11 protein-coding genes and 1 pseudogene are annotated in these 22,982 nt (G+C 39.5%); 2 read left to right on the top strand and 10 right to left on the bottom strand.

From position 1 onward, the window contains the following. Positions 1–138: 138 nt before the first annotated feature. From I6E70_RS16385 to I6E70_RS16350, 8 genes and pseudogenes are all read right to left on the bottom strand, one after another. Positions 139–1,464 carry a methyl-accepting chemotaxis protein gene (locus I6E70_RS16385; protein ID WP_007585625.1) on the bottom strand — a complete coding sequence of 442 codons (1,326 nt, stop codon included), beginning with the start codon at positions 1,462–1,464 and terminating at the stop codon, positions 139–141. A gap of 193 nt (positions 1,465–1,657) precedes the next feature. Then, positions 1,658–3,712, bottom strand: coding sequence for an exodeoxyribonuclease V subunit alpha (gene recD, locus I6E70_RS16380; protein WP_197189207.1), 2,055 nt, complete (start codon positions 3,710–3,712; stop codon positions 1,658–1,660). Next, a complete protein-coding gene (recB, locus tag I6E70_RS16375) occupies positions 3,709–7,287 on the bottom strand; it encodes an exodeoxyribonuclease V subunit beta (RefSeq protein WP_197189206.1) in 3,579 nt (1,192 codons plus the stop codon). Before recB ends, recD begins: the two co-directional genes overlap by 4 nt. Continuing rightward, positions 7,274–10,573 (bottom strand): exodeoxyribonuclease V subunit gamma, encoded by a 3,300-nt coding sequence (gene recC / locus I6E70_RS16370; protein ID WP_197189205.1) that lies wholly within the window; start codon positions 10,571–10,573, stop codon positions 7,274–7,276. Before recC ends, recB begins: the two co-directional genes overlap by 14 nt. A gap of 160 nt (positions 10,574–10,733) precedes the next feature. Further along, a pseudogene (locus tag I6E70_RS16365) lies at positions 10,734–11,796 on the bottom strand (alkaline phosphatase D family protein). Further along, positions 11,793–12,920 (bottom strand): alkaline phosphatase family protein, encoded by a 1,128-nt coding sequence (locus tag I6E70_RS16360; protein ID WP_197189204.1) that lies wholly within the window; start codon positions 12,918–12,920, stop codon positions 11,793–11,795. Before I6E70_RS16360 ends, I6E70_RS16365 begins: the two are co-directional and overlap by 4 nt. A gap of 73 nt (positions 12,921–12,993) precedes the next feature. Beyond that, on the bottom strand, positions 12,994–15,363 hold the full coding sequence (locus I6E70_RS16355; protein ID WP_197151206.1) for a TonB-dependent receptor domain-containing protein: 2,370 nt from the start codon (positions 15,361–15,363) through the stop codon (positions 12,994–12,996). A gap of 202 nt (positions 15,364–15,565) precedes the next feature. After that, complete coding sequence (locus I6E70_RS16350) at positions 15,566–16,609, bottom strand: alkene reductase (protein ID WP_007585611.1); 1,044 nt, start codon at positions 16,607–16,609, stop codon at positions 15,566–15,568. A gap of 236 nt (positions 16,610–16,845) precedes the next feature. Here I6E70_RS16350 and I6E70_RS16345 point away from each other — a divergent pair, with 236 nt between their 5' ends. Beyond that, on the top strand, positions 16,846–17,235 hold the full coding sequence (locus I6E70_RS16345; RefSeq protein ID WP_010554046.1) for a DUF2750 domain-containing protein: 390 nt from the start codon (positions 16,846–16,848) through the stop codon (positions 17,233–17,235). Positions 17,236–17,303: 68 nt separating this feature from the next. Here the strand turns inward: I6E70_RS16345 and I6E70_RS16340 are convergent, their stop codons facing one another. Together I6E70_RS16340 and I6E70_RS16335 are read right to left on the bottom strand one after the other, a co-directional pair. After that, positions 17,304–18,173 carry an alpha/beta fold hydrolase gene (locus I6E70_RS16340; RefSeq protein ID WP_007585607.1) on the bottom strand — a complete coding sequence of 290 codons (870 nt, stop codon included), beginning with the start codon at positions 18,171–18,173 and terminating at the stop codon, positions 17,304–17,306. A gap of 107 nt (positions 18,174–18,280) precedes the next feature. Next, complete coding sequence (locus I6E70_RS16335) at positions 18,281–19,606, bottom strand: OprD family outer membrane porin (protein ID WP_197189203.1); 1,326 nt, start codon at positions 19,604–19,606, stop codon at positions 18,281–18,283. Between the two features lie 658 nt (positions 19,607–20,264). Here I6E70_RS16335 and I6E70_RS16330 point away from each other — a divergent pair. Continuing rightward, entirely contained in the window at positions 20,265–22,943 is a 2,679-nt protein-coding gene (locus I6E70_RS16330; protein WP_169060075.1) for a CHASE domain-containing protein, read from the top strand. Positions 22,944–22,982: the final 39 nt, after the last annotated feature.

Here is a 22,982-nt window from a genome sequence, read left to right as displayed (position 1 = left end):
GATGCCAATTCGAGACTGGCGTAATGCAATGAGTCGTTTTATCATTGAATTTGAGGAACGCCTCAGTAAGCATATTTAAAATCTAACAACGGGCAGTTACACAGAATCCGTTACAGGCTCAATAAGGACGAAGCTAATCTAACCGTTAGCTTTAAGTTCACTGGTAAATTGCCCAATCGCATTTACAACTTCTTGTGCACCTTGTTGGATCTCTTGCATCACTTCACCAGATTCTTTAGATAACGCCAAGCCTTGCTCTGCCTTCTCTTTACCTTTTTCTATTACAGCCACCGTATTTTGGGTTTGTGATTGGTTGCGCTGTACAACTTCTACAATTTCTTCTGTTGCTTTTGAGGTACGCGATGCAAGCAATCGCACTTCATCTGCAACCACAGCAAAGCCTCGCCCCTGCTCGCCAGCTCTTGCCGCTTCAATTGCGGCATTTAATGCTAATAAATTTGTTTGCTCAGCAATACTACTAATGCTTTGTACAATACTCGATATTTGTTGCGACTGCTGATCAAGCGCTGAAATTTCATTTGCAGCTTGCTCCATGTTAATAGCCAGCTCAGTCATTACTGCGACTGTATCTTGTATAACGCTCGCGCCTTGCTCTGCTTTTTTATCAGTTTGGGTTGAGGTGCTATAAGCAATTTCGGCAGCTTGTGATATCGCAATTTCTTGATTTACTTGATCAGTGATAACAGTTGCAAACTTCATCACTTTATAAAGCTCATTCGCGTCATTTGAGATTGGGTTATATGACGCTTCTAGCCAAACAATGTTGCCATGTTTATCTACACGCTTAAAACGCTCAGCAATAAACTTACCTTCTCTTAATTTAGCCCAAAATTGCAGATACTCTTGGGAGTTATACTCTGAAGCCTCACAAAACGTACGGTGATGTTTACCTAGTATTTCACTTTCTTGATAACCCATTGCAGCTAAAAACTGATCATTTGCTTTTAAGACATGGCCCTCTAAATCAAATTCAATTACCGCCATAGAGCGATATATCGCTTTAATAGTATCGCTTTGCTCGCGAGAAGCCGTAATTGTTTTTGTAAGTACACTTCCGAATATAGAAAAATAGAGCAACTGATCTTGCTCCCCTTTTACTGGATGTACTATTAAACGTAACCATTCAGCTTTACCATCGCTGCGCATAACTTGCAATGCACCGCCCCAATGCCCTTCTTTTTTAATAGCTTGCTGTAGGCTTTTAAATTCTGAAGATTGACGAGACGAATCTGTAATAAAATCGTCAAAAGAATTATTAGTTAGATCATCTTCACTGTAGCCTAGGTTTTCTAAAAACTTATCATTGGCGTGCGAAATTCGGCCATCATAAAGAATGTTTAGTACTAACATCTCTCGGTAAAGCCCTTCCCACACTTGTTGTAATGGGTAAAGTTCAGCTTTTAGAGAAGCTATTTCGTTTTGTTTATTTTTAGAAAAAAACATTAATATCCCTACTAATACATTCGATATGAAATGAAATTAATTTTATTATAGAAGATATTATTTATAACGCGATAAATAATAAGAGCTTTAATTACTAGATTCAGAAAGTTTTAAAATAGCCAATACATAAACACTGGTATCTACAAATATGTGGATACATCAATAAAATAACTTCTATGTCCCAGCAGAACTTTTAATTCTCAAACTTTAATCTTTCATACAATCCAGACGCTCTCGATACGCTTTTATTCATTGCTAATTGCAGTACTTTTTTGTCAGCCACCAGCTCAAACTTATTTTTAGCGCGGGTTATTCCCGTATACACTAATTGCCTGTTAATACCCATGCGCGCTTGTTTTAGCGGTGGCAGTACCATGGCTGTGTAGCTAAACTCTGAACCTTGTGATTTATGAATAGTCATTACATAGACTTTATCGTGCGCAGGGAGTCGTGCTGGCGAAAATGCTCGTTGATTACCTTGCTCATCAATAAATATGGCTTTGAGTTGATTACTTTCATCAGGCATTAAAATACCAATATCACCGTTAAATAACTTAAGTTGATAATCGTTTTGGCTCACCATAATAGGCATACCCGTGTAGTGGTGAGTATTAGGACTTACGGTAATTAAACCTTGCTGTTGCAACACGCGCTCTATTCGCTGATTTAAGCTATGCACGCCGTAATCGCCCTCTCGTACCGCAGCTAAAAGCTGATAACTAGCAAAAGCAGCATGTACCTGTGCAACACTTGCACCTTGAGCTATTAAGTTAAGGTACTTTGCATAATGACTTGCTGCACTTTTAACGAGCTTTTCAATTGGTTTTGCTACAAAGTCGTAATCTAAAATTACATCGTTAAAGCGCCCTTCACTACTTTCTTGCTCTACGTAATTTAAAATACCGGTGTTATTGGTGTTTACCGCAAGTGCGAGTTGACCAATGCCGCTTTGTGCATCAAATCGATAACTGTGTTGTAAAAAGGCAATGCAATCTGCGAGTTTAAATTCACTCACGCTTTGCGCTACGAGCTTAGGCTCATTATTAAAACATAAGCTATTTAGCTCATCACAACGTGCTTGCGAGTAGCTTGGCGTTTGCCCAAGTGTTAAACCTTGGCATAAATCGCTCATTACGCTGCCGGTATCTACCGAGGCAAGCTGATCCTTGTCACCTAGGAGTATTAATCGCGCGTGCGCAGGAAGTGCTTCTATTAATTTAGCCATAAGCGATAGATCGACCATACTGGCTTCATCAATAATTAGTACATCTAAATGCAGCGGATTACTTTTGTTATGCCTAAATTTATTAGTAAACGGTTTTACACCCAATAAGCGATGAATAGTTTGAGCGCTTTGCGGGATCAGCGTTTTTATATCATCAGGAATCGTTGTGAGCTTATTTTTGGCACCTAAAATAGATTCACTTAATCTTGCAGCGGCTTTACCTGTAGGGGCCACCAACTTAATACTAAGGGGTGCTGTTTCATAAAGTGACTGCAAAATAGCCAGCAACTTAGTCACTGTGGTAGTTTTACCTGTACCTGGGCCACCCGTGATCACACTAAAGCCTTTGGTGGCCGCAATCGCACACGCCACTTTTTGCCAATCAGTTTCAATTGTTGAATCAGCAGGAAAATAGGTATTTAAAAGTTCAGCCAATACTTCATTATTAATATTGAGCTTTCGCTCGCTCATGCTTAATAGTCTATCCGCGAGTGTTTGCTCATAACCGGCAAGGCGCGCAAAATAAAGTCGCTCGTTAAACAGCTGCAGTGGTTTATTTTCGCCCACGCTTTCATGGCTTTGTAAATAATTAAGCGCTGTGTGTACATTAAAATTATCACTAAACGGGCTTAGCGTACTGGGTACATTGCCATCGAGTTTATTAAAGTCGCTTTTGCGCAAATTAAAAGGATTACTCCAATCAACTTCATTTAAGGTTAGGCAGCTATGCTGGCTTTGCTGCGATAAGCACAGCAATAAAATAATATAAAACAGTTGATTGTGAGTTTGCTCAATGTCATTAGCACACAGTAATTCTGCGAGTTTAACATCAACTACACGTAGTCGATTTTGCGCTAATAAATACTCAAGTAACGGGACTTCGGTAATCGTATTATTTAACACAATGTCCTCTAATGGGGCATCTTGTGCTACATTTTTTGAAGTAAGAGGCTCTGCGGCTTCATTATTAAGTGTCTCGTCTATATCGTCAAACAAGCCAGGTTGCTCATTTAAATCGCTCATAGCATAGCTCCTTGGCTAAATAAGCCATCTAAAATAGTTACTTGCTCTACAGTTAGCTTTTTAAAGTACACGCCTTGCCCTGTCGGCATTCCACGTAAAAACGTGTAATACACGCCGCCTAAATGGGTTTCTATTGAGTAATCAGCTATACGTTGTTTTAATAAACGATGCAGCGCTACCGTGTAAATTAAATACTGTAAATGATACTGATGACTGCTCATTGCTTGCTCAAGCATATCGCCTTCGTAATCAGCTGGCGTACTGCCTAAATAATTAGACTTATAATCTAAAATATAATACTTGCCTTGGTAGCAAAATATTAAATCGACAAAGCCCTTTAACAAACCTTTTACCTGTGAAAATTCAAGCTTACTTTGCGTAAAGCCAAAATGTTTAACCAGCATTTCGTTTAGCTTAGGTGCACTTAAGCTCTCAAGGGGTAAATTAAACTCCATTTCGACTAGGCAATCATTGGGTGTAAGCACACCCAATGAAAGAAGGCTGTTTTCTAGAGAGCTTTTATCTAGAGGACACGCAAGCACATCAAGCACCCATTTTTCAGCCACTTCTCGCCATTGCTCACCTATGTGATACTTTTCAAGACTGCGCTTAACTACCTCAGATAAGTTTTGCTCGGTATTAGTTGGGTGAACTATTGGGCTAATAAAATCTATTTGTTCAAATATCTCGTGCAAACAGCTACCCGGCTTTGGCCCTTTAGGAAAACTATAAGGTGATGGCAGTTCATCCTCTTGCACTGCAAACTCGTCTTTTTCGTGATCTTCATCACTTCGCCCTGGGGCTAATTGGTCGCTGTGCTTTTTAAAGCTCAATGCACTAAAGCTAGTTGCTCGCCAGTTACGCTCAATATTTGCCGTTACTTTATTAACACTTAACGTTTGCTGCGCGCTTTCACTGTTATTAAAACAAAGTGTTCCCTGCTCTAATAATGTTTGTGAGGTAAATTGCTGATAGCTCATCGCGCTGTTAGCGTCGCAAAACTCACTTAAATGCGTGCGCCATGTTTGGCTACTGGCAAGTTCAAGCCCTGCAAATAAAACATGCCCAAGTGCACTACTTTGCATAGCCAAGCGGCTACTTTGTCCTTGCCCTATGTTATAAACACCAAGCGCACAAAAATGTACGGCGCGAGTAAGTGCTACATAAAGCAGGCGTAAATCTTCAGCTAGGCGCTCTTGCTCTGCTTTTTGAAGGGCATCTTCGTCTTTACTTAAATCGTAAACTAGCTTGCCATTATTATGATAAAGCGCTTCTTTTGTTTCGCGATAGCCACTGGCAAACGGCATAAATACCAGTGGGTATTCAAGCCCCTTTGAGGCATGCATAGTGACAATTTTAACTAAGTTGGCGTCACTTTCTAGGCGCACTTGTACTGTTTCACCGTCTTGTTGGCTTACCTTTTGTGCAAACCATCGCAGTAAACGCAGCGTGCCTTCAAGCTCTATTTGTTTTTGCTGAAGTATTTCGCCCAAGTGCCTAAAGTCCGTCAGCCAACGCTCAACGTTATAACCTAAACCTTGCCATTTAGCGCTAAGCTGGTTATGGCTCATTAAGCGCTCAAGCATTGCCATAGCGCCTTGCTTGTTCCAAATGTGGCTAAGTTGTGCAAAAAAGTTTAAGTAGTCTTGCCATTTATTCTCATCATCGGCGAGTGCATGTATTTCGTTATAACTTAAACAAAATAGCGGACCCGCTAAAACACCGCGCAGCAATGACTCGTCATATTGACCATGCAGCGCTGTTAAAAAGTTAAGTAGGTGATGGCTAAGCTCTTGGCTAAAAACGCTCTCGCGCGATAAATACACACTGGCTATTTTGGCTTCGCTAAGCGCTTTTTTCATTATTTGCGCTTCAACACGGTCGCGCACTAATATACAAATATCGGCAGCGCTTACAGGGGTACTGCCAATACACGCATCCCCTTGTTTTGCTTTTTCAAGCAGGGTCACTATTTTATTAGCAAAGTGAGTGGCTAAATGTGCTTGCCCTACACCTTTGTTGGTTGGTTTGTTTTTTTCGTCTGCGGCTTCATCCACAAATACATTAAATTCGAATGCGGTCGCGGCTTTGCCATCAATTAAAAAAGAGTCTTCCGCTTTTTTACCTTTAGCAGCTACTGCGTTAAACGGTATGGCATCGTTATAAATAAAGCTGTTAGCGTGTTTGCCAAATAAACTATTAACGCTATTTACTATATCAGTGCTTGAGCGAAAGTTAGTACCCAGCGTAAATTGCTGATCAGTCTGTACAGCTTCTTTTGCGCCAATGTAGGTGAAAATATCTGCGCCCCTAAAGCCATAAATAGCCTGCTTGGGGTCGCCTATCATGGCAAGCGTGGTGTTTTGTTGCCCATAAATTTTACTAAAAATACCGTACTGAATCGGATCGGTATCTTGGAATTCATCAATCATGGCAACCGGAAACAATTGCGCAATTTTTTGCGCTAGTACGTCGCCTTGCTCGTTATTAAGCGCACTGTGTAAATTGGTCAGTAAGTCATCAGGGGTGATCACGCTTTGCTCTTGCTTGCGCTTAACTATTGCGGCTTTTACCCAGCGTGCTGCATGTTGTATAACTGCTATTTTAAGCCCTTGGTTTATGGTGTTATTAAGGGCGGCAAGCTCGTCAAACTGACTCAGTAATGGATGCATAAATAATGGCTGGTTTTTTTTATAGTTGCCTGCATCGCTTAAGTTTTCTGTACTCCATACTTCAAACGAATACTTGCTAGTGCCAAATTCAAAAAACAAATCGCCGCCTAAACAAAATGCCTCAAGCGCACTAAGGCTGCCTTTTCGTGCTGGCGTTTTAGACCCGCTTAAACCCGAGCCTTTAATAGCACCGATAAACTCTTGCTCTAACACCGCTTTTTTAAATGCGGGTACACGGGTTATGTACTCGTCGCGGGCTTTCCACACATCGTCTAAATTTATTTGTGGCGTAATGTGCGCATTAGCTTTATTTAAAATGCTCGCCACTTGAGCGAATAAAGCCTCTGGTGCGGCAAATACCTCTAAAATAGCATCGGTGCGTTCTTTGTTAAGTGGGTATACAAACGCACGCCAAAAATCTTTAATAGTTTCGAGCAGTATGTCGCGCTCATCTAAAATAAATTCGAGATTAAACGCCACACCCGACTCAAACGCATGTTGTTTTAGCATCCGCTGACAAAAGCCATGAATAGTAAAAATAGCGGCTTCGTCCATTGATTTAGCAGCCGCATCGAGTAAATTAAAAGCACGGTGTTTATCATCAATTTTGGCAATTACGCCTTCAATGAGTTCGTCGTTTGGGTCTTGCCCAAGCAATGCGTCGCGCGCAGCAATAATTCGGCTGCGCACGCGGTCTTTAATTTCTTGGGTGGCAGCGTCGGTAAAGGTTACTACCAAAATTTGCTCAACACTGAGCGGCGTATTTAACTCACCTTCTATTTGCATACCTAGTAAGTAACGTAAATACAGTCCCGTAATTGTATAAGTTTTACCAGTACCCGCACTGGCTTCTATTAAACTTTGACCAATGAGCGGCATAGTAAGAGGATTAAGCGCTTGCATGGTCACTCTCCTTTGCGTGTTCAAATAAAGGCGTGAGCAATTTATCACTCCATTTTATAAATTCTTCTTGGCAGTCATTTAGCGATTGCACCGTTAAGCGAATATACGGGTTTTCGCCCTCGCCTCGCCCTATGTATTGCGGGCTAAATTTGCTCATTGCTTTTGTTATATCGCCGCCGCTTTTAACGTATTCATAACCACTTACCGGAAAAAACGGCACAGGCTCTGCGCGCAGCGCTTTGTATAACTCAAACCAATCGGCTAATAGTGCATCCGCATCGGCTTTGTTTATGGGCGCAAAGGTAATTTGCTTATCGAGCCCAAGTAACAATGTTTCTACTTGTTGATCCATACTTTGCGCTGCAAGGTGATAAATAAAGCCTTTAATTAAATCTTTCGCTTTAATACTCGCACTGCGGTAAAACACTTGTTTTTGCAAATAAACATGATTGAGCCAGCCCTCTATTTTGGTGCCTTCAATGGTAAGCAAAACTTCTATCGGCTCACTTTTCCCGCTTTTAATATGCTCTTTAACTTGCCCTGCAAGCGCATCAACTCGGTGCTCCATACTCTCAAATATGAGGCTGCCTACATTGGCTTGAGGTAACTCACCCCGCTGCAGTATTTGCTCGGTACTCAGTGGTTGCTCGTTTATATTGGCTTTAAGTATTTCATCAAGGTAAAAATAACGGCGCAGCGCATCTAAACTAAATGGCTCTTCGTCTTTTGCTACTTCGTTAAATTGTGGCAGACGTAAACCTAATGTTTGTTGATAAAAGCTCTCTTGTGCGCTGCACACACTTCTAATAAACACATCAAGATCTAACTGATCTGGTACACTCACATCAAGCGCAATAACCGGTTGTGGTTTAATTGACTCACTTGGCAGCCAAATTGGATTGTAGCTGTGGTTGCTCAGCACAGTATTGGCTTGCTCATCGGCTAAATAGTAATGGCTATTAAAGGGCTGTAAATGCTGCTGATTAATTAGACATGCGGGCAGCGTTTTTTCACTTTTATCGCTTAATACAAAACTACGCCCAATATATTCTAACAGCTCACTTACAAGCGTTGATGGCATGCGCGGTTGGTTATCAAAACACGAGCGACCAATGTAACTCATGTATAAGTTGTCGCGAGCACTTAATAGCGCTTCTAAAAATAAGTAACGGTCATCTAATTTACGTGATCGGTCACCTTTTTGCTTTTTAGAATAAGGCACTAAGTCAAAACCAATAGGCTGTACGTTACGCGGGTAGTCGGCATCGTTTAAGCCCAGCATGCATACCACTTTGAATGGTACGGCGCGCATGGGCATAAGCGTACAAAAGTTTACTTGCCCAACCAAAAATCGCTGCCCTACGCCTTTTTCTTGAATGCCTTGTTTAACTAAGTAACTAACAATACGCTGCGAAACCGCTTTGCTGTAATCGCCGTTGTCGTGGTGCTTTTGTAACTCTTCGAGCACGTTTTGAAGTACTAATAAATCCCAACTGTCATCGCTTTCACTTTCGTATATGGCGTTTAATAGCTCGCTTAAAATATGCGCTTTATTAGTGAGCGTGTCATCCGGCGTTAGCTGCTCTTTAAAGCTTTGCAGTACATCAATAAAGTGTACGAGCTTATTGAGTGTATCAAGCGCCATGCCTTCTACTTCATCAGCGCTGTAAATACCGTTAAACGGGCATTGTTCGTCGCGCATGGCAATGCCAAGCAGTAAACGGTTGAGCCCGTGTTGCCAGGTATTTAAATCGATAGCAGGTAAATCAAAACTGCTTTTATGCGCTGCGTTTATACCCCATTTAACGCCTACACGTTCAAGCCAGTATTGAATTTGCTCGTATTCGTGTGCTTCAAGCCCAAATTTTTCGGCTATTTGCGTCACTTGTAATAAATCGAGAATATCCGACACACCAAAGCGCGAAAACGGTAAGTTAGCTAAACTCGCAAATGAACTAAGGACAGGCTTTTCTTGCTCTATGGCTAAATCGGCCAATGCGTAAGGAATAAAGCGGCTGCCTTGTGCCCCGCCAAATACGGCTTCAATGTAAGGGCTGTAAGTGCCTACATCGGGCATCATGACAATTATATCTTTGGGGGTAAGCGTTGGGTTTTGATTAAATAAGTTAAGTAAGTAGTCGTGCAAGCGCTCAACTTCTCTGAGCGGTGTATGGCAATCGCTTAGCGTAATACTGGTGTCGGTTGCACTTATTGGTAACTTACCTTCGTCGTTTATAAACCACTCTTTGTTATCGGTCAGCGATTCGCCTTTAAACGCAAGCTGATAAATCTCGCTTTGTACTTGCCCTAGTAAGGTGTCGTCAAACACATCAATAAAACCGTCAATCCAACGGGCATCTAACTGTACGAGTTGCTCAAAATAGTCGCGACCTAATTTACCCCACGACGATAACAACGGATTACCAATAAAGTAGTATTCTTCATCTGGGTTGGTGTGTTTTTTTTGTTGCGCTTCCACCAGCGGCATTTTAGCGTATTTAGCGCTTATTTTAGCTGCTGTTTTTTCATCTATAATATCGCCCCAGTAATGCTCACTCGGGTTAAAAAAGAATAATATAACCTCTGTTTTTTTACTCAGCGCTTCAAATACGTCTAGCTGGGAGCTGGCAATCGCCGATATACCAAATATGCTAATGCGTTGTGGCAGTATGCTATTGTCCATAGTCTCAAGTGCTGCAAGTAACTGCCCTTGCATATTAGCGCGATGAAATTGGCTTTGCCCAAGTTCTTGGCTTAGTTTTACAATGCGTCGCCATAAATCAGGTTGCCATGGGGCAATGGCTACATCTACGTCATCAAGGTCATCTTTGCCGCTATCCCATGTGGCTATCCAGTGCGGTCGGTACATTAAATATTGGTCGTACACATCGGCTATTTTTTCGCACAGCGCAAAGGTTTTTTGCCCGTCGATATCGCCCTCTAAATAAGTTTTTAGCGGCAAATATAATGGCTCGTCAATACAGGTTGGTAAAATTGCGAACAGCTTCCAAGCAAGGTTGGGCTTATTAAATGCCGACTCTTTAGGGACATTTGGCAGTAATTGCTGATACAACTGCCAAATAAAGCTCGACGGCAGCGGAAAATCTACCTGCGCCGCAACCCCTAAGTTTTCGCTCAAACCTATTTTTAACCACTGCGACATACCCGGCGATTGCACTAGCACTACTTCTTTGTCGAACGGGCTTTGCAATGGGTTTATTTTTAACAGCTGGTGGAACTGCGCTTGCAGGGCTTCCATCCGGTTTGATTGAATAATATTTAGCATATAACACTGACCTTGCTTGAGATAAAACCAGTGTAAGATATTTTCAATATTAGGGGTAGCGCAAACGGGTAATTGGCTTTAATAAATCAGAGAGTTAAGAACTAACTTACAGATTTTATACGCACAGCATCTATTTTATATACTGTGCGTAGTAGTGAGTTTATTTATAAGGGCTAATACTTGATAAACTAAAGTCACTTTGCATTATTACTTCGCCATCAATGCCTTTTAATTTAAGTGAAATAGTGGGGTCAATTTGCTGCCAGTCTATGCTTAAATCACCATAATTTACGTTATGAGTAAAATTCCCTACTCGGTGTTTGTTAGGGCTTACATCTTTCCACTTTTCAGTTAAGCCAGAGCTGGTCATCTCAATTAATGGGTAATCAAGGTTTTGCTGATACTTTGATATTTCACCCCAGTGCGTATCGCCGCTGATGATCACTACCCCATTTACCTTATGCTTTTTAATCAATGCAAATAAACGGTTTCTATCTTCAGGAAAGTTTGCCCATGACTCCCAACCTGTAAAATCGGGTAAAAGCTGTAAGCTTGAGGCAATCAATTTTATTGCAGCAGGCTTTTTAAAGCTCTTGTTCAAGCCATTGCCACTGGGCTTCACCTAGCATGGATGCGCCCTTCACTTCACTAGGACTATACGGGCCTTGGTTATTAAGTTTGCGCTTAGTGTAGTATTCAAGCTCACCTACATGGTTTAGCGCATCACGGTTCCAACGTAAATCAGGCATTATTACTTGTATGGTTTGCTCATTTTCACCATACATGTACGAGGTATAAATTCCATCAGGACGAGTGCGACGCGCTGAGTTTACAGGTTCATCCCAAAAATTAAGCATAATTTGGCGTGATTGCTCTTTATGCGGATACTCTTTACCTGCATCGTTTTGGCCATAATCGTGGTCATCCCACATAGCAATAATAGGCGTTTGCTCTTTCAAGATTTTAAAACCCGCCTTTGCCCCTAAAAGTTGGTATTTATCGGCAAGTATATCCATATCGTTGGTATCGCCGTAAATATTGTCACCCAAAAATATAAACAAATCCCCCTGCTCTTTGTTAATTGCATTAAATATGGGTATGTTTTTATCTTGATGCCCACACGAACCAAATAGGATTTTAGATGGCGCGGCATTAACACTCGCGCTAATAGCCAAACTCAGCACCAAGGCAGATAGGGTTAATGGTTTTAATAGGTTCTTCATTTTAAAATCTCGCTAATAGCTGGCGCCATATTTGAATTTATTTCATTTGGATTCTGCCCAAGAGCCTTTAAAACGGTCGCTGCTATTTGTACTTGTTTAAGCTCATTTTCAGTTTTAATTAAGCCCCGTCCTTTTATTGCGGGGCCGATGGCTGCAAGCCAAATATGTTCAGAGCCGACAATTCCTTCTGGGTAGGTATTTTCACCTAACTCTAGCTCAGCAAGTGCACGTTTAGAGCTGTGATGTTGCCAATCATTGGCATTATTGCCACGGCCGTGATCAGTAGTAATAATTAGTGTGGTGTTATTTTTATAACCCGCTGTAGTTTGAATAGTTGCCCATAAGTCTTTTATAAAAGCGTCACTTTGCCTTGCCGATTTAAGGTATTGATCGTAATGACCATCATGCGCAAAGTCATCGGTTTCGCCTAAACTTATCACTAACAACTTAGGCTTTTTAGCCAACATATACGCTTTAGCAAAGCGATATGTAAAACTGTCTAGTCGTACGTTATACCAAGGACTGGGGATTTCACTTTGTAGCGCATTTAACAGCGGCGCATCGGTGAATAAATTCTCTTCAATTGACATAAAACCTGCATTTACATACACGTTACTGCGCTTAGTATTTACAATGTATGGGAATACATCCCAACTACCAAATAAGGCTGTGCTACCTTTAAACTCAGGTAACTTATCTAAACGCTCTAAAATAGTTTTATTTGGGTTGAGCACTTTGTTGTTACTATTTATACTTTCGTCAACTTCACCGGTGAGTATTTCGTTGTAACCAGGGTATGAAAAATACCACGGGTTACTTACCGACATAGTAGAGCCGTTAGCTCTATCGCCAATAATTACGCCTTGTTTAGCCACTACTTGCGTTAAAAAAGGCATAAGTAATTGCTGGCGCTCATTTGCTGTTTTTGCCCAAAATTGTCTCTTTAATTGCTCAGGCTTTTTAACAAAATCAGTATTATTAATTAAGCTATTATCAGCCCCATTAAATACTTCTTGCCAGCGTACTCCATCAAGCGTTATCAGCACTACATTTTGCGCTGCTGTTGCAAAGTTGCTCGCTAATACACTTAAGCTAAATAGTGTTACTTTTATAATTGTTTTCATCGCGTTTGCGCCCTTTCATATAATAAAGCCCATCAATGATGGGCTTTATTTTAATTCAATTACTAAAACCTAATTAAAAGTCAGCGGTAAATGTAACTGCTGCGGTGCGAGGCGCACCAATGTAATAAGTAGCGCCGTTACCGGTACCACCTGCTAAGTAGCTTTTGTCAGTAACATTATAAACAACAAACGATACGTCAATGGCTTTAAACGGGCCGGCATCTACGTCAGTTGAATAACCTGCATTAAAATCAAGTACTGTGTAGCCGTCTACTTTATTGCGCGTGCGAGTGTCTTCGTCTTGCCATGCGCCTAAGCGCTCACCGGTGTATTTAGCCGATAAACCAACACGAAAGCCATCGCTAAAGTAATCGGTAGATACCACAAATAAATCCTCTGATGAATCTATTATGCTGTCGCCTTTTCTAAAGCTTGGTGCTACCTCATTACCACTTTCATCTCTTAATATTACGCCTTGTGAATCGTATGCATTTGGATCATCGGATGAATACTCAGAACTGCTATTCGTATACGACGAGTACACGCTCCAGCTTGGTGTTAGCATATAGCTTGCTGCAAGCTCGAGCCCATTTGAGTCAATACCCCCTACATTTACGTACGAGCCATTTGTACCAATCGTGTAATCAATGCCGTCTGTGCCACTACCAGGGGCAATAAAGGTAATGCGGTTATCAAACTTAACACTGTAAGCCGTTGCTGTAAGAGTTAGTCTGTCAGCTTGATAACGTACACCAAAGTCGATGTTGTCGGCAGTTTCTGGCTCTATGTTTGTAAGCGTTGAGCTATCTCGCTCAAGTACACCGTCTTTTATTGCTGAAAAATTCTCGCTGTAACTGGCAAATAATTCTGTGCTGTTATTTAGCTGATACAATACACCACCACTAAATAACACGTCTGAGTCGCTATCTACTTTATCTGATCTTTCGTTAGCAAAGTGGTCGTACTTTTGTAATTCAACTAAATATTGTTTTGCACCAATATTTAATGTTAAGTCACCAAAATTAATCGAGTCTTGTAGGTACCATTTGAATGTATCGGTATCAAAAGTGTTTTTGTATTGTGTCCAGTAAGGCGTGCTATCAAAGTGATGATAAATACGCGCGTCAATTACTTTGTGCCAATCACGCGATTCATCACGTTCGCTTTGCTCATACCAAAAGCCCGCTTCGATATCGTGATCACCAAATGTAGCTTGGTAATTTGCCGTTACACCTAAACGATCTTTGTTGTAATGCGTATGGCGGTAAGACATAACCGGCGTTGCTGTTGCATCGTAACACGCAGGATTTAAACCAGGACCCGACTCCCATGGCCAGCTCAAACTTTGCGTACAATCGGCATTTGGTGCAAGCGGGTTGCCTTCACTATCAGCAAAACCATAAGAGCCTGCATTAGTGCCACCCTCGGTTGTTGGGTTGCCATTTTCATCAACCGGCGTTGTTAAATAAGGTGGGATCCAATCGCCGCGACCTGAATTTTTATGATAATAAGGACTAACGGTTAATAATGAAGTTGGCGAAATCGCGTATTCAAATTTTAAATAGCCTAAGGTATTTTCACGAAGCGTTCCCCAACCTTCTGCAAACATTTGGTCAAAGTGCGGAACTCCCGTCCAATTCCATGTTAGCTGATCCCAATCGGGTGTTTGTTCAAACTGCTCAAGGCTTACGCTGTTATAGTTTGTCTCGCTTACATCATCGTAAGATAAACGACCAGTAAGTGTTAAATCGTCAAAATTAGATACAAACTTAAGCTCTGCGTGTTGGTTGTCTTTACCGCCATTACTGCCAGAACCAATCCAGCGGCTTGTATCTGTTTGCGAGTAACTTACATACGCTTGTGTGTTATCAAAAACAGTGCCTGTTTCGTGTTTAAAGTAATAACGCGTGGCATCGTGGCTGCCTGATGTATAAGCAAAGGTAGTGCCTTTTTCAAGGCTTGGGTCTTTACTTACAAAGTTAAATGTCCCGCCTAGTGCTTCAAGTGAAGCCGACTTAATATCAGAGGTACCTTGACCTACTTCTACCGTTGCTAAATTTTCACTCTCCAAGTAACGGTTAGCTTTAGCACCACCGCCGTAATTAGAGCCACCATTGGGAATGCCATCAACGGTCATACCTAATTGTTGTTGGTTTCCATCAATACTAAAACCACGCATGGTGATTGTAGTAGACCAATCGTCGCCACCAAATGCATCACCTTCATTTATGCTAATACCCGGTAAATTATCAATAACCGATAATATGCTCGATACCGAACTTTGTTGCTCAAGCATTGCAGGCTCAATAACATTGTTAGCGTAGCTCGTTGGTTTAGCAACCACGGTTACTTCTTCTATGGTGTTGTCGTTAGCATGAACAGATGTTGATACAGCCATGGCAATAGCCATGCTCAAAAGCGATTTGTTTTTTAAAGCGTACATTGTTGTCCCGTTTGATTTTAATTATGAAATATGAAAACGCGGACAGTATGAATTTTAAATATGACAACGAGGATGAACTTTATTTACATAAAAATTAAACAAATATGGAAGATTTATGGCGGGAATATGTACAAAAAAAGACACCCAAAGGTTTAACTTTGGGTGTCTTAATTATTTTCTAGAACTTATTACAAATAGTAATTTATTTCAATTGTGCAAGCATTTCATCGCTGTACGGTACTAACTCTTCACCGTTTGCAATTTTGCTAATGTAATCTGGGTTTGCAATAAGTGGGCGACCAATAGCGATTAAGTCAAACTTAGCATCGTTAATAGCTTCTTTTGCTGACTCAAAACTATAACTACCTACGCCTACTAATGTACCTTTGTAGCCTGCACGTAAAAATTCAGAGATGCTTTTGCCTTCAAGCGAGTCAAAGCGCATGCTGTCGTCAAAAATACCGCCGTGTAAGTACGCTAATTCTCTGCTTTCAAGTTCTGTTAATAAGTAATCAAATACCGCTTTATCGCGACTATCTTCGCTCATATTAAAGTAAGCACCCGGTGTTAATCTAAGTGCAGTACGATCACTGCCTACAGCAGCAATAACCGCATCGGTTACTTCTAGTGCAAAACGCGACATGTTTTCGGGCGTTTGACCATATTCGTCGCTGCGTGTATTTGCAGCGTAATGTAAAAATTGGTCCACTAAATAACCGTTAGCACCGTGAATCTCTACCCCATCAAAGCCTGCTTCAATTGCGTTTTCAGCAGCTTTTGCGAAATCAGCAACTAGACTTTTAATATCATCAGTAGTGGCTGCTTTTGGTGTGATGTATGTAAGCTCACGCATACGAGGGACAGAGCCTTCAACGCCAATTGCTGATGGAGCAAGTACATCGCCATCAAAAAAGTGAGGGTGTGCAACACGGCCAACATGCCATAGCTGTGCAAACATTTTGCCGCCATTAGCGTGCACAGCGTCAGTTACTTTTTTCCAACCTTGAATTTGCTCGCTGGTAAATAAACCCGGAGTATTTGGGTAACCTTGTCCATCTGGACGAATAATAGTTGCTTCACTAATAATTAAACCGGTTTCGGCACGGCGAGCATAATATTCAACCATATCTTGTGTTGGCACTAAGTTATCGTCAGCCATACAACGCGTTAATGGCGCCATAAGTACGCGGTTTTTAAGCTCAATCGTGTTATTTAATTTAAACGGAGCAAGTAGATCAGTTGTCATTTTTCAATCCTTCATTAAGTATATGCTTACTACAATGTGGCCTTTTTACAAACATTCAAGCTTATTTTGAATGATCGCTCAAATTAGTGAGAAATTATACTGATCAATCTACAAATTAGATCTGCATTGCTGAAATTAAATAGCAACTTTTCAACACTCTGTCATATAACTCGATATACTTGTGTGCATATAATTTAGATATATTAATATCAATAGTAATTAAGAGTGAGCTAATTATGACAACGCCAAATTTAAGCGAAGAACACGCAGTAATTTTAGGGCTTGGAGCCAAAAAACGCCTAGCCTATATGTTCGAAACCGTACAACAGTTCAAGCAAGTATGGATTTTAAACGATGATGATGGCTGCGTTATGCTTGCCAACGAAGATGACGACTGTGTGCCAGTTTGGCCAACTCGTGAATTTGCAGAAGCATGGGCAACTGGAGAATGGGCTGGCTGCAGCGCTAAAGCAATCCCACTTGCTGACTGGTTTAGTCGCTGGACACCAGGCCTTGAGGAAGATGACTTACTTATTGCTGCCTTCCCTACAGAGGAAGATGATGGCACGATATTGTTTTCAGATGAGTTTGAAAAACAATTAAGAGCACCAAAGCAAAAATATTAAGGTTCAAAACCTAAATACTCAGAGTTCTAAAATTTATAAACGCGGCACTTAATTTAGTAGCCGCGTTTTTATTGGCAATATCTAAAATTCAAATAAGCCTGCGTAATTGCATCTGGATTTTCTACTTGCGGATAATGCCCAAGCTCTACAAACTCTTGTACGCGCGCATTGGGGATCAGCTTTTTATAATGCTCAATCATATGCTTACCAGAGATGGGGTCTTCTGCGCCTGCTATAAACGTAAGTGGTATATTGTTATTTATGATGGCACCAACCCAGCGTTCTCTGTTTTGCTGCCTCTGCTTTATATAACTAATGAGTTTAGGCATAACGGCTAAACCATCTTTATAAATTAGCAACTCCCAAAGGGTGTCTACCACTTGTTTTGAAGGCGGTGTACTTTTACCAAAAATAGTAACTAGATTATTGGCAAATTTTTGTTTATTCATTAATTTTGGCACTATCCAACCTAGCTTTGAAAGTAAAAGCTTTTGTATAAATAAGGGTTTATGCACCTCAGGAAATAACCCACCATTTAAAAAGCACACACTGTTTATTTTAAAGTCACTTTGGCTAACGACTTGCCTTGCTAATAGCTCTTGAGCCACAGTATCGCCATAGTCATGAGCTAAAATATGTATATCATTAATATTTAACGTTTTTAAAAATTGAGTATATAAGTCGGCTTGTTCAGTAATTTTATAGCCTGCATTTTTAGGTTTATCTGACAAACCAAAACCTAGCATATCGAGTGTAATTACAAAATAATGTTCACTAAGGGTTTGCCACATACCTTCCCAGTCCCAACTAGCACTTGGAAAGCCATGTATTAAAAGCAGCGCAGGCTTAGTTATATCACCAGCTGTTTTAGTAAAAATTTGATGGCCACTAATTTGAGTAAATTGACCCTGTGATTGCCACTGTTGAAGAGAAAACATATATTAGCTTAATTTTTATTATTGATTTGTTAGTTTTATCATAAAGATAATGAAAAAAGGAAACAAAACCAATGCATAAAATTTGCATTGGCTTATTAAAAGTCATGTTAAAATTTAATAGTGTAATCTACATAAACTCGATGGTCAGCTCTATCGCCTTTAACACCATCAACACTGCCTGATTTTTCGGTTGTATAATCTACAAATAACCAACGTAAGCTTAAGCCTTTTATTTTCTCAACTTTATAGCGAGTATCTACAGCCCAATATTTTTCGTCGGCTGTACCACCTAACTTACCCAATGCAGAGTTTTCAGCATCGCTGCCGTCTGTGTAGTAAAATTTAGTTGTTAAGCCAGGCGATACTGCTTTAAAATCAATTCCTAAACGAGCTTGCCATGATGTTTCATTTTGGTTTGTTAAATCGGCACCAATTAATGAGCGAGTTGGAAATGGGTTTGTACCATGGTCGCCACTGAAATTATCTTCAATCCAAGCATCACTTACTTTAGTAAATGCCGCACCTACACTCCAAATATCTTTTTTCCAATCAGCATCTAGGTAATAGGCAAATCCATCGTTTTCACTTTTGGTTAAACCTGTTAATGCACCAGGTGCATCTTCATCATCTAAATCACCACCCTCTGCGCCTGTTACAAATAAATCACCATCATCTTGTGAGGTAAATATGCCAGTTGAAAGGGTTAACTTACTTTGCTCAAGCTTAATGTCGTAACTGATTTTTAACCCGATTTTACTTAAATAATTGTGCGAATTTAAATATTCAGCCTTTAATATTAGATTGTCTTTTTTATGCGTAGCACCTACGCCCCAAATTACGCTAATAGCACCAGTTGCCGATTGTTCGGTAGAAAAGTCTTCCCATCTATCATCGTGTCGACGGCTCCATTTATCGTAAACGTAACCGTATAATTTAGTGTTACCAATTTTGTAATCGCCAAAAACGCCTCTAAAAGTATTAGGAATAGCCCGACTCCCAGAGCTTTTAAGCAACATACTTTTGGTTTTTTGCCCGCCCACTTTAACGTGACCGTTGTTGCCCAATTTAAAATCTAAAAAATATTGTCCAAATTTAGAAAAGCTATCGTCAACTCCACCGCTCTCATTACCTGCTGGCAAAATATTACCTGCGGCTGAACCCGTAGAATTAATATCCATCACGGTGTACGTCGATACACCCACACTCACTAAATCGTTTATATAACCCGATGTGTAATTGAGCTCTATACCTTGAGCAAAAGTTGAATCGTCACTTGCGTCGTTATCGTAGTCACGGTCAAAATAAATTGATCTAAGTTTTATATTAAATTCATCTTGTTCTGTCAGCCCATTAACAGCGGCATACGAAGGAATAGAAATACATGTTAATACTGCGCCTGTTGCCGCAAGTAATTTAGATACTCGGTGAGCCATAGTTATCTCCGTTACCTTGTTTTGTTTAAGTTTTAACTGTGCAGTGCATAGCAGCGTGTATTTTTTCGACCTACACGGTAAACATGTCATAAGGTAATTACATTTTAAGTAATCACGTTTTCTTTCACGCTACTAAAATATAGAACAATATAAGTTTTTAATGTTTTAATTTTCATATTATAAAATATTAAGTGTTTGTTTTGTTTCGGATGAATTATAAAAGTAAGGTGAGCATCGTCTCTTGCTCGCTCGAACCTATACCGATAGTTCCCTTTAAAAGCGTCATAATATTGGTTAAATTTTACTTTATTTAAACTTAACAAAGTAAAGTTATAAGCAAAAACTAAAAGCTATCCGTTGTTTTTTGAGCACCTAATATTCACTAAAAAATCGATAAATATAAAAATCAGCACCTTTAGCTAATACTTTTGTTGTTCGCTATAAAGTAGCAAAAAACATAAAAATTATTATATTTATATACATGTTCGTCTTATCTTGGTGAGTAAAATCAACTTTTTATATTACATCCACTCTAAACCTTTATAAAATATATATATTCTAATTAATAACAAAGTTGTATCCTGAATAATAAGTGCTATATTTATTTCGATGATAAAACAGATATACTGTCAGTATATTAATAATAAAGGATGAGTTAATGTTTTCAGGACGACCGGTTAGTAAAAGGTTATTAATCTCGGTGCTTACTCATGCTATTTTTTTCATCAGTGGTATTGTATTAACTTACTTTGCCCACGCTGCACATCAAGATGCTGTTAATAACAAAATAAATGAAGCCCTCAACAACCGCCTTTCTTCACTCTCAACAGGCGTTACTAGCAGATTCGCCTTATATAAATATGGGCTATACGGTTTAAAAGGATTTATACACGGCATTGGCGTTAATAATTTAAGCTACCAAACAATTTCTAATTACTCTAACAGTCGCAACTACGCCCAAGAATTCCCTGGAGCAAATGGTATTGGTTTTATAAGAAAAGTGAATGCCGAAAACTTAGCTCAATTCTTAAAAACTGCAAAATCCGATCGACCTAACCAAATATTCAAACTAAATAAACTAGCTAACGAAAGTGATGAGCACTTTATTATTCAGTATATATTTCCTGAGCAAAGTAATTCACGGGCTCTAGGACTCGATATTGCATCGGAAAGTACACGTAAAAAAGCAGCATTAAATTCTGCAATTAATAACCAAGTTCAATTATCGGCGCCTATTACGTTAATCCAAGCGGATAACAAATCGCAACAAGGCTTTTTAATTTTACTACCAGTTTATAAAAATATTATTATTCCAACTGATAAAATCCAGCGTTTAGAGCAATTAATTGGATGGACTTACTCCCCTTTATTAATAGACAATATTTTAGACTCTCTTTCCCAAGCTGATGAAAATAAGCTAGTCATTAGCGACATAGGTAACAACGTTAAAACTGACTTTTTTAGCTACGGCATTAAAAGCAACTCGGCTGATTATCAGTTAAATAAAGTAATTAAAGTGATGGGAAGAACATGGGAAATCACACTTAGTGCTTCAGACACATTTATTGAATCACTACACTTACCGAGTAAATATCAAGCTATTGTCAATGGTGTTTTTTATACCCTTATTTGTATGTTTATAACTTTGATAATTCAGCTGTTTTTTTACCGTAGAGCACAAAGAACACAGCGAAGAATTATCAAAGCTAAACAAAATAAGCATATGCTGCAGCAAACAAATTTAAAATTAGAAAAAGAAGTAAAATTACGTACTAAAGAAATTGCCGATATAAGTATGCTTCAACAAAGTATTTTAAACAGTGCCAGTTACTCTATTATTGCGACCGACATAAATGGCTTAATTACTTTGTTTAATCCCGCCTCTGAAAAGTTATTAGGCTATAAAGCGCAAGACGTTATTGGAATTGAAAACCCGGGTATTTTTCATTTAAAAGAAGAAATTATAAAAAAAGCCAAACAGCTTAGTGCAGAGTTAAATGAACCTGTTTTCCCTGGTTTTGAAGTGTTTATCTTAAAAGCAACGGCTACAGAGCCTGATATCAATCAGTGGACATACATTTCTTCTACAGGCGAGCACATACAAGTTAATATAAGTGTCACCTCTTTATTAAATAACGAAAATGAAATTGTTGGCTATTTGGGTGTAGCATACGATTTGACCGAACAAATTAATCACGAACAAGCTCTCGGACATGCTAAAGAATTAGCTGAACAGGCATCACAAGCTAAATCTGAATTTTTAGCAAATATGAGTCACGAAATACGCACACCTATGAACGGCATACTAGGTACATTACAGTTACTGCAAGAGCAGCCATTGAATGAAAAATCAAAAGAGTATTTAAAAAAATCACTTTATTCGACCCGCTCACTCACCACTATTATTAATGATATCCTCGACTTTTCTAAAATTGAAGCTGGGAAGCTTTCATTAGAATATAAATCATTCGACCTTTTTGAACTTATTCACCACTTAGACTCTGATCTTGGCCTGCAAGCCAGTGATAAAAATATATACCTTAAATTTATAATTAATATTGAGCATAAGTACTGGGTGGGCGACCCCGTTAGACTAAGACAGATATTTTTAAACCTAATATCTAATGCGATTAAGTTTACGTCGCAAGGTGGCGTTACAGTAACGTTTAGGCTAACCGACGAAAACAAAATATGTTGTTGTATATCAGACACCGGAATTGGAATTTCTGAGCAGGCTATAGAGCGATTGTTTGAGCGCTTTGAACAAGCAGAGCAATCAACTACGCGTGAATATGGCGGTACAGGTCTTGGCTTACCTATTACTAAATCATTAATAGGTTTAATGAATGGCGAAATTAAAGTAACCAGCCAATTAGATTCAGGTAGTCAGTTTTATGTGTACTTACCATTAAAACAAGCACAGATTGATGAAAGCACATTAATAACAAAAAATGTTGAGCTTCCTGACCTATCTGGAAAAACTATTTTATTAGCTGAAGATAATAAAATAAATCAGCTTGTTGCATCTGCGATGCTTGAGCCTACAAAAGCCACCATTATTATTGCCAACAATGGGTTAGAAGCAATCTCATTATACGAGTCACACAAGCCAGACATTATCTTTATGGACATTCAAATGCCTAAAATGGATGGTCTTCAGGCATGTAAAAAAATTAAGGCGCTTAATAACGAACAAATTGTTATCGCGTTAACCGCTAATGTTTTTACAGAGCAAAAAGAAATATACAGACAGTTATTTGATGGTTACGTTTCAAAGCCAATTGAAAAACATGAGCTTGTAAGCATGTTATCAACACTCTATTTAGTTAATAGTTAGTCATTGCGAAGGCATTAAAAAACCCAGTTACTAATACCT

The sequence above is a fragment of the Pseudoalteromonas sp. NGC95 genome (assembly GCF_015864705.1).
In the GTDB taxonomy this organism is placed as follows: domain Bacteria; phylum Pseudomonadota; class Gammaproteobacteria; order Enterobacterales; family Alteromonadaceae; genus Pseudoalteromonas; species Pseudoalteromonas arctica.
Note: the sequence above shows the minus strand (reverse complement) of the source record. Positions and strands in the feature narration are given on the sequence as shown.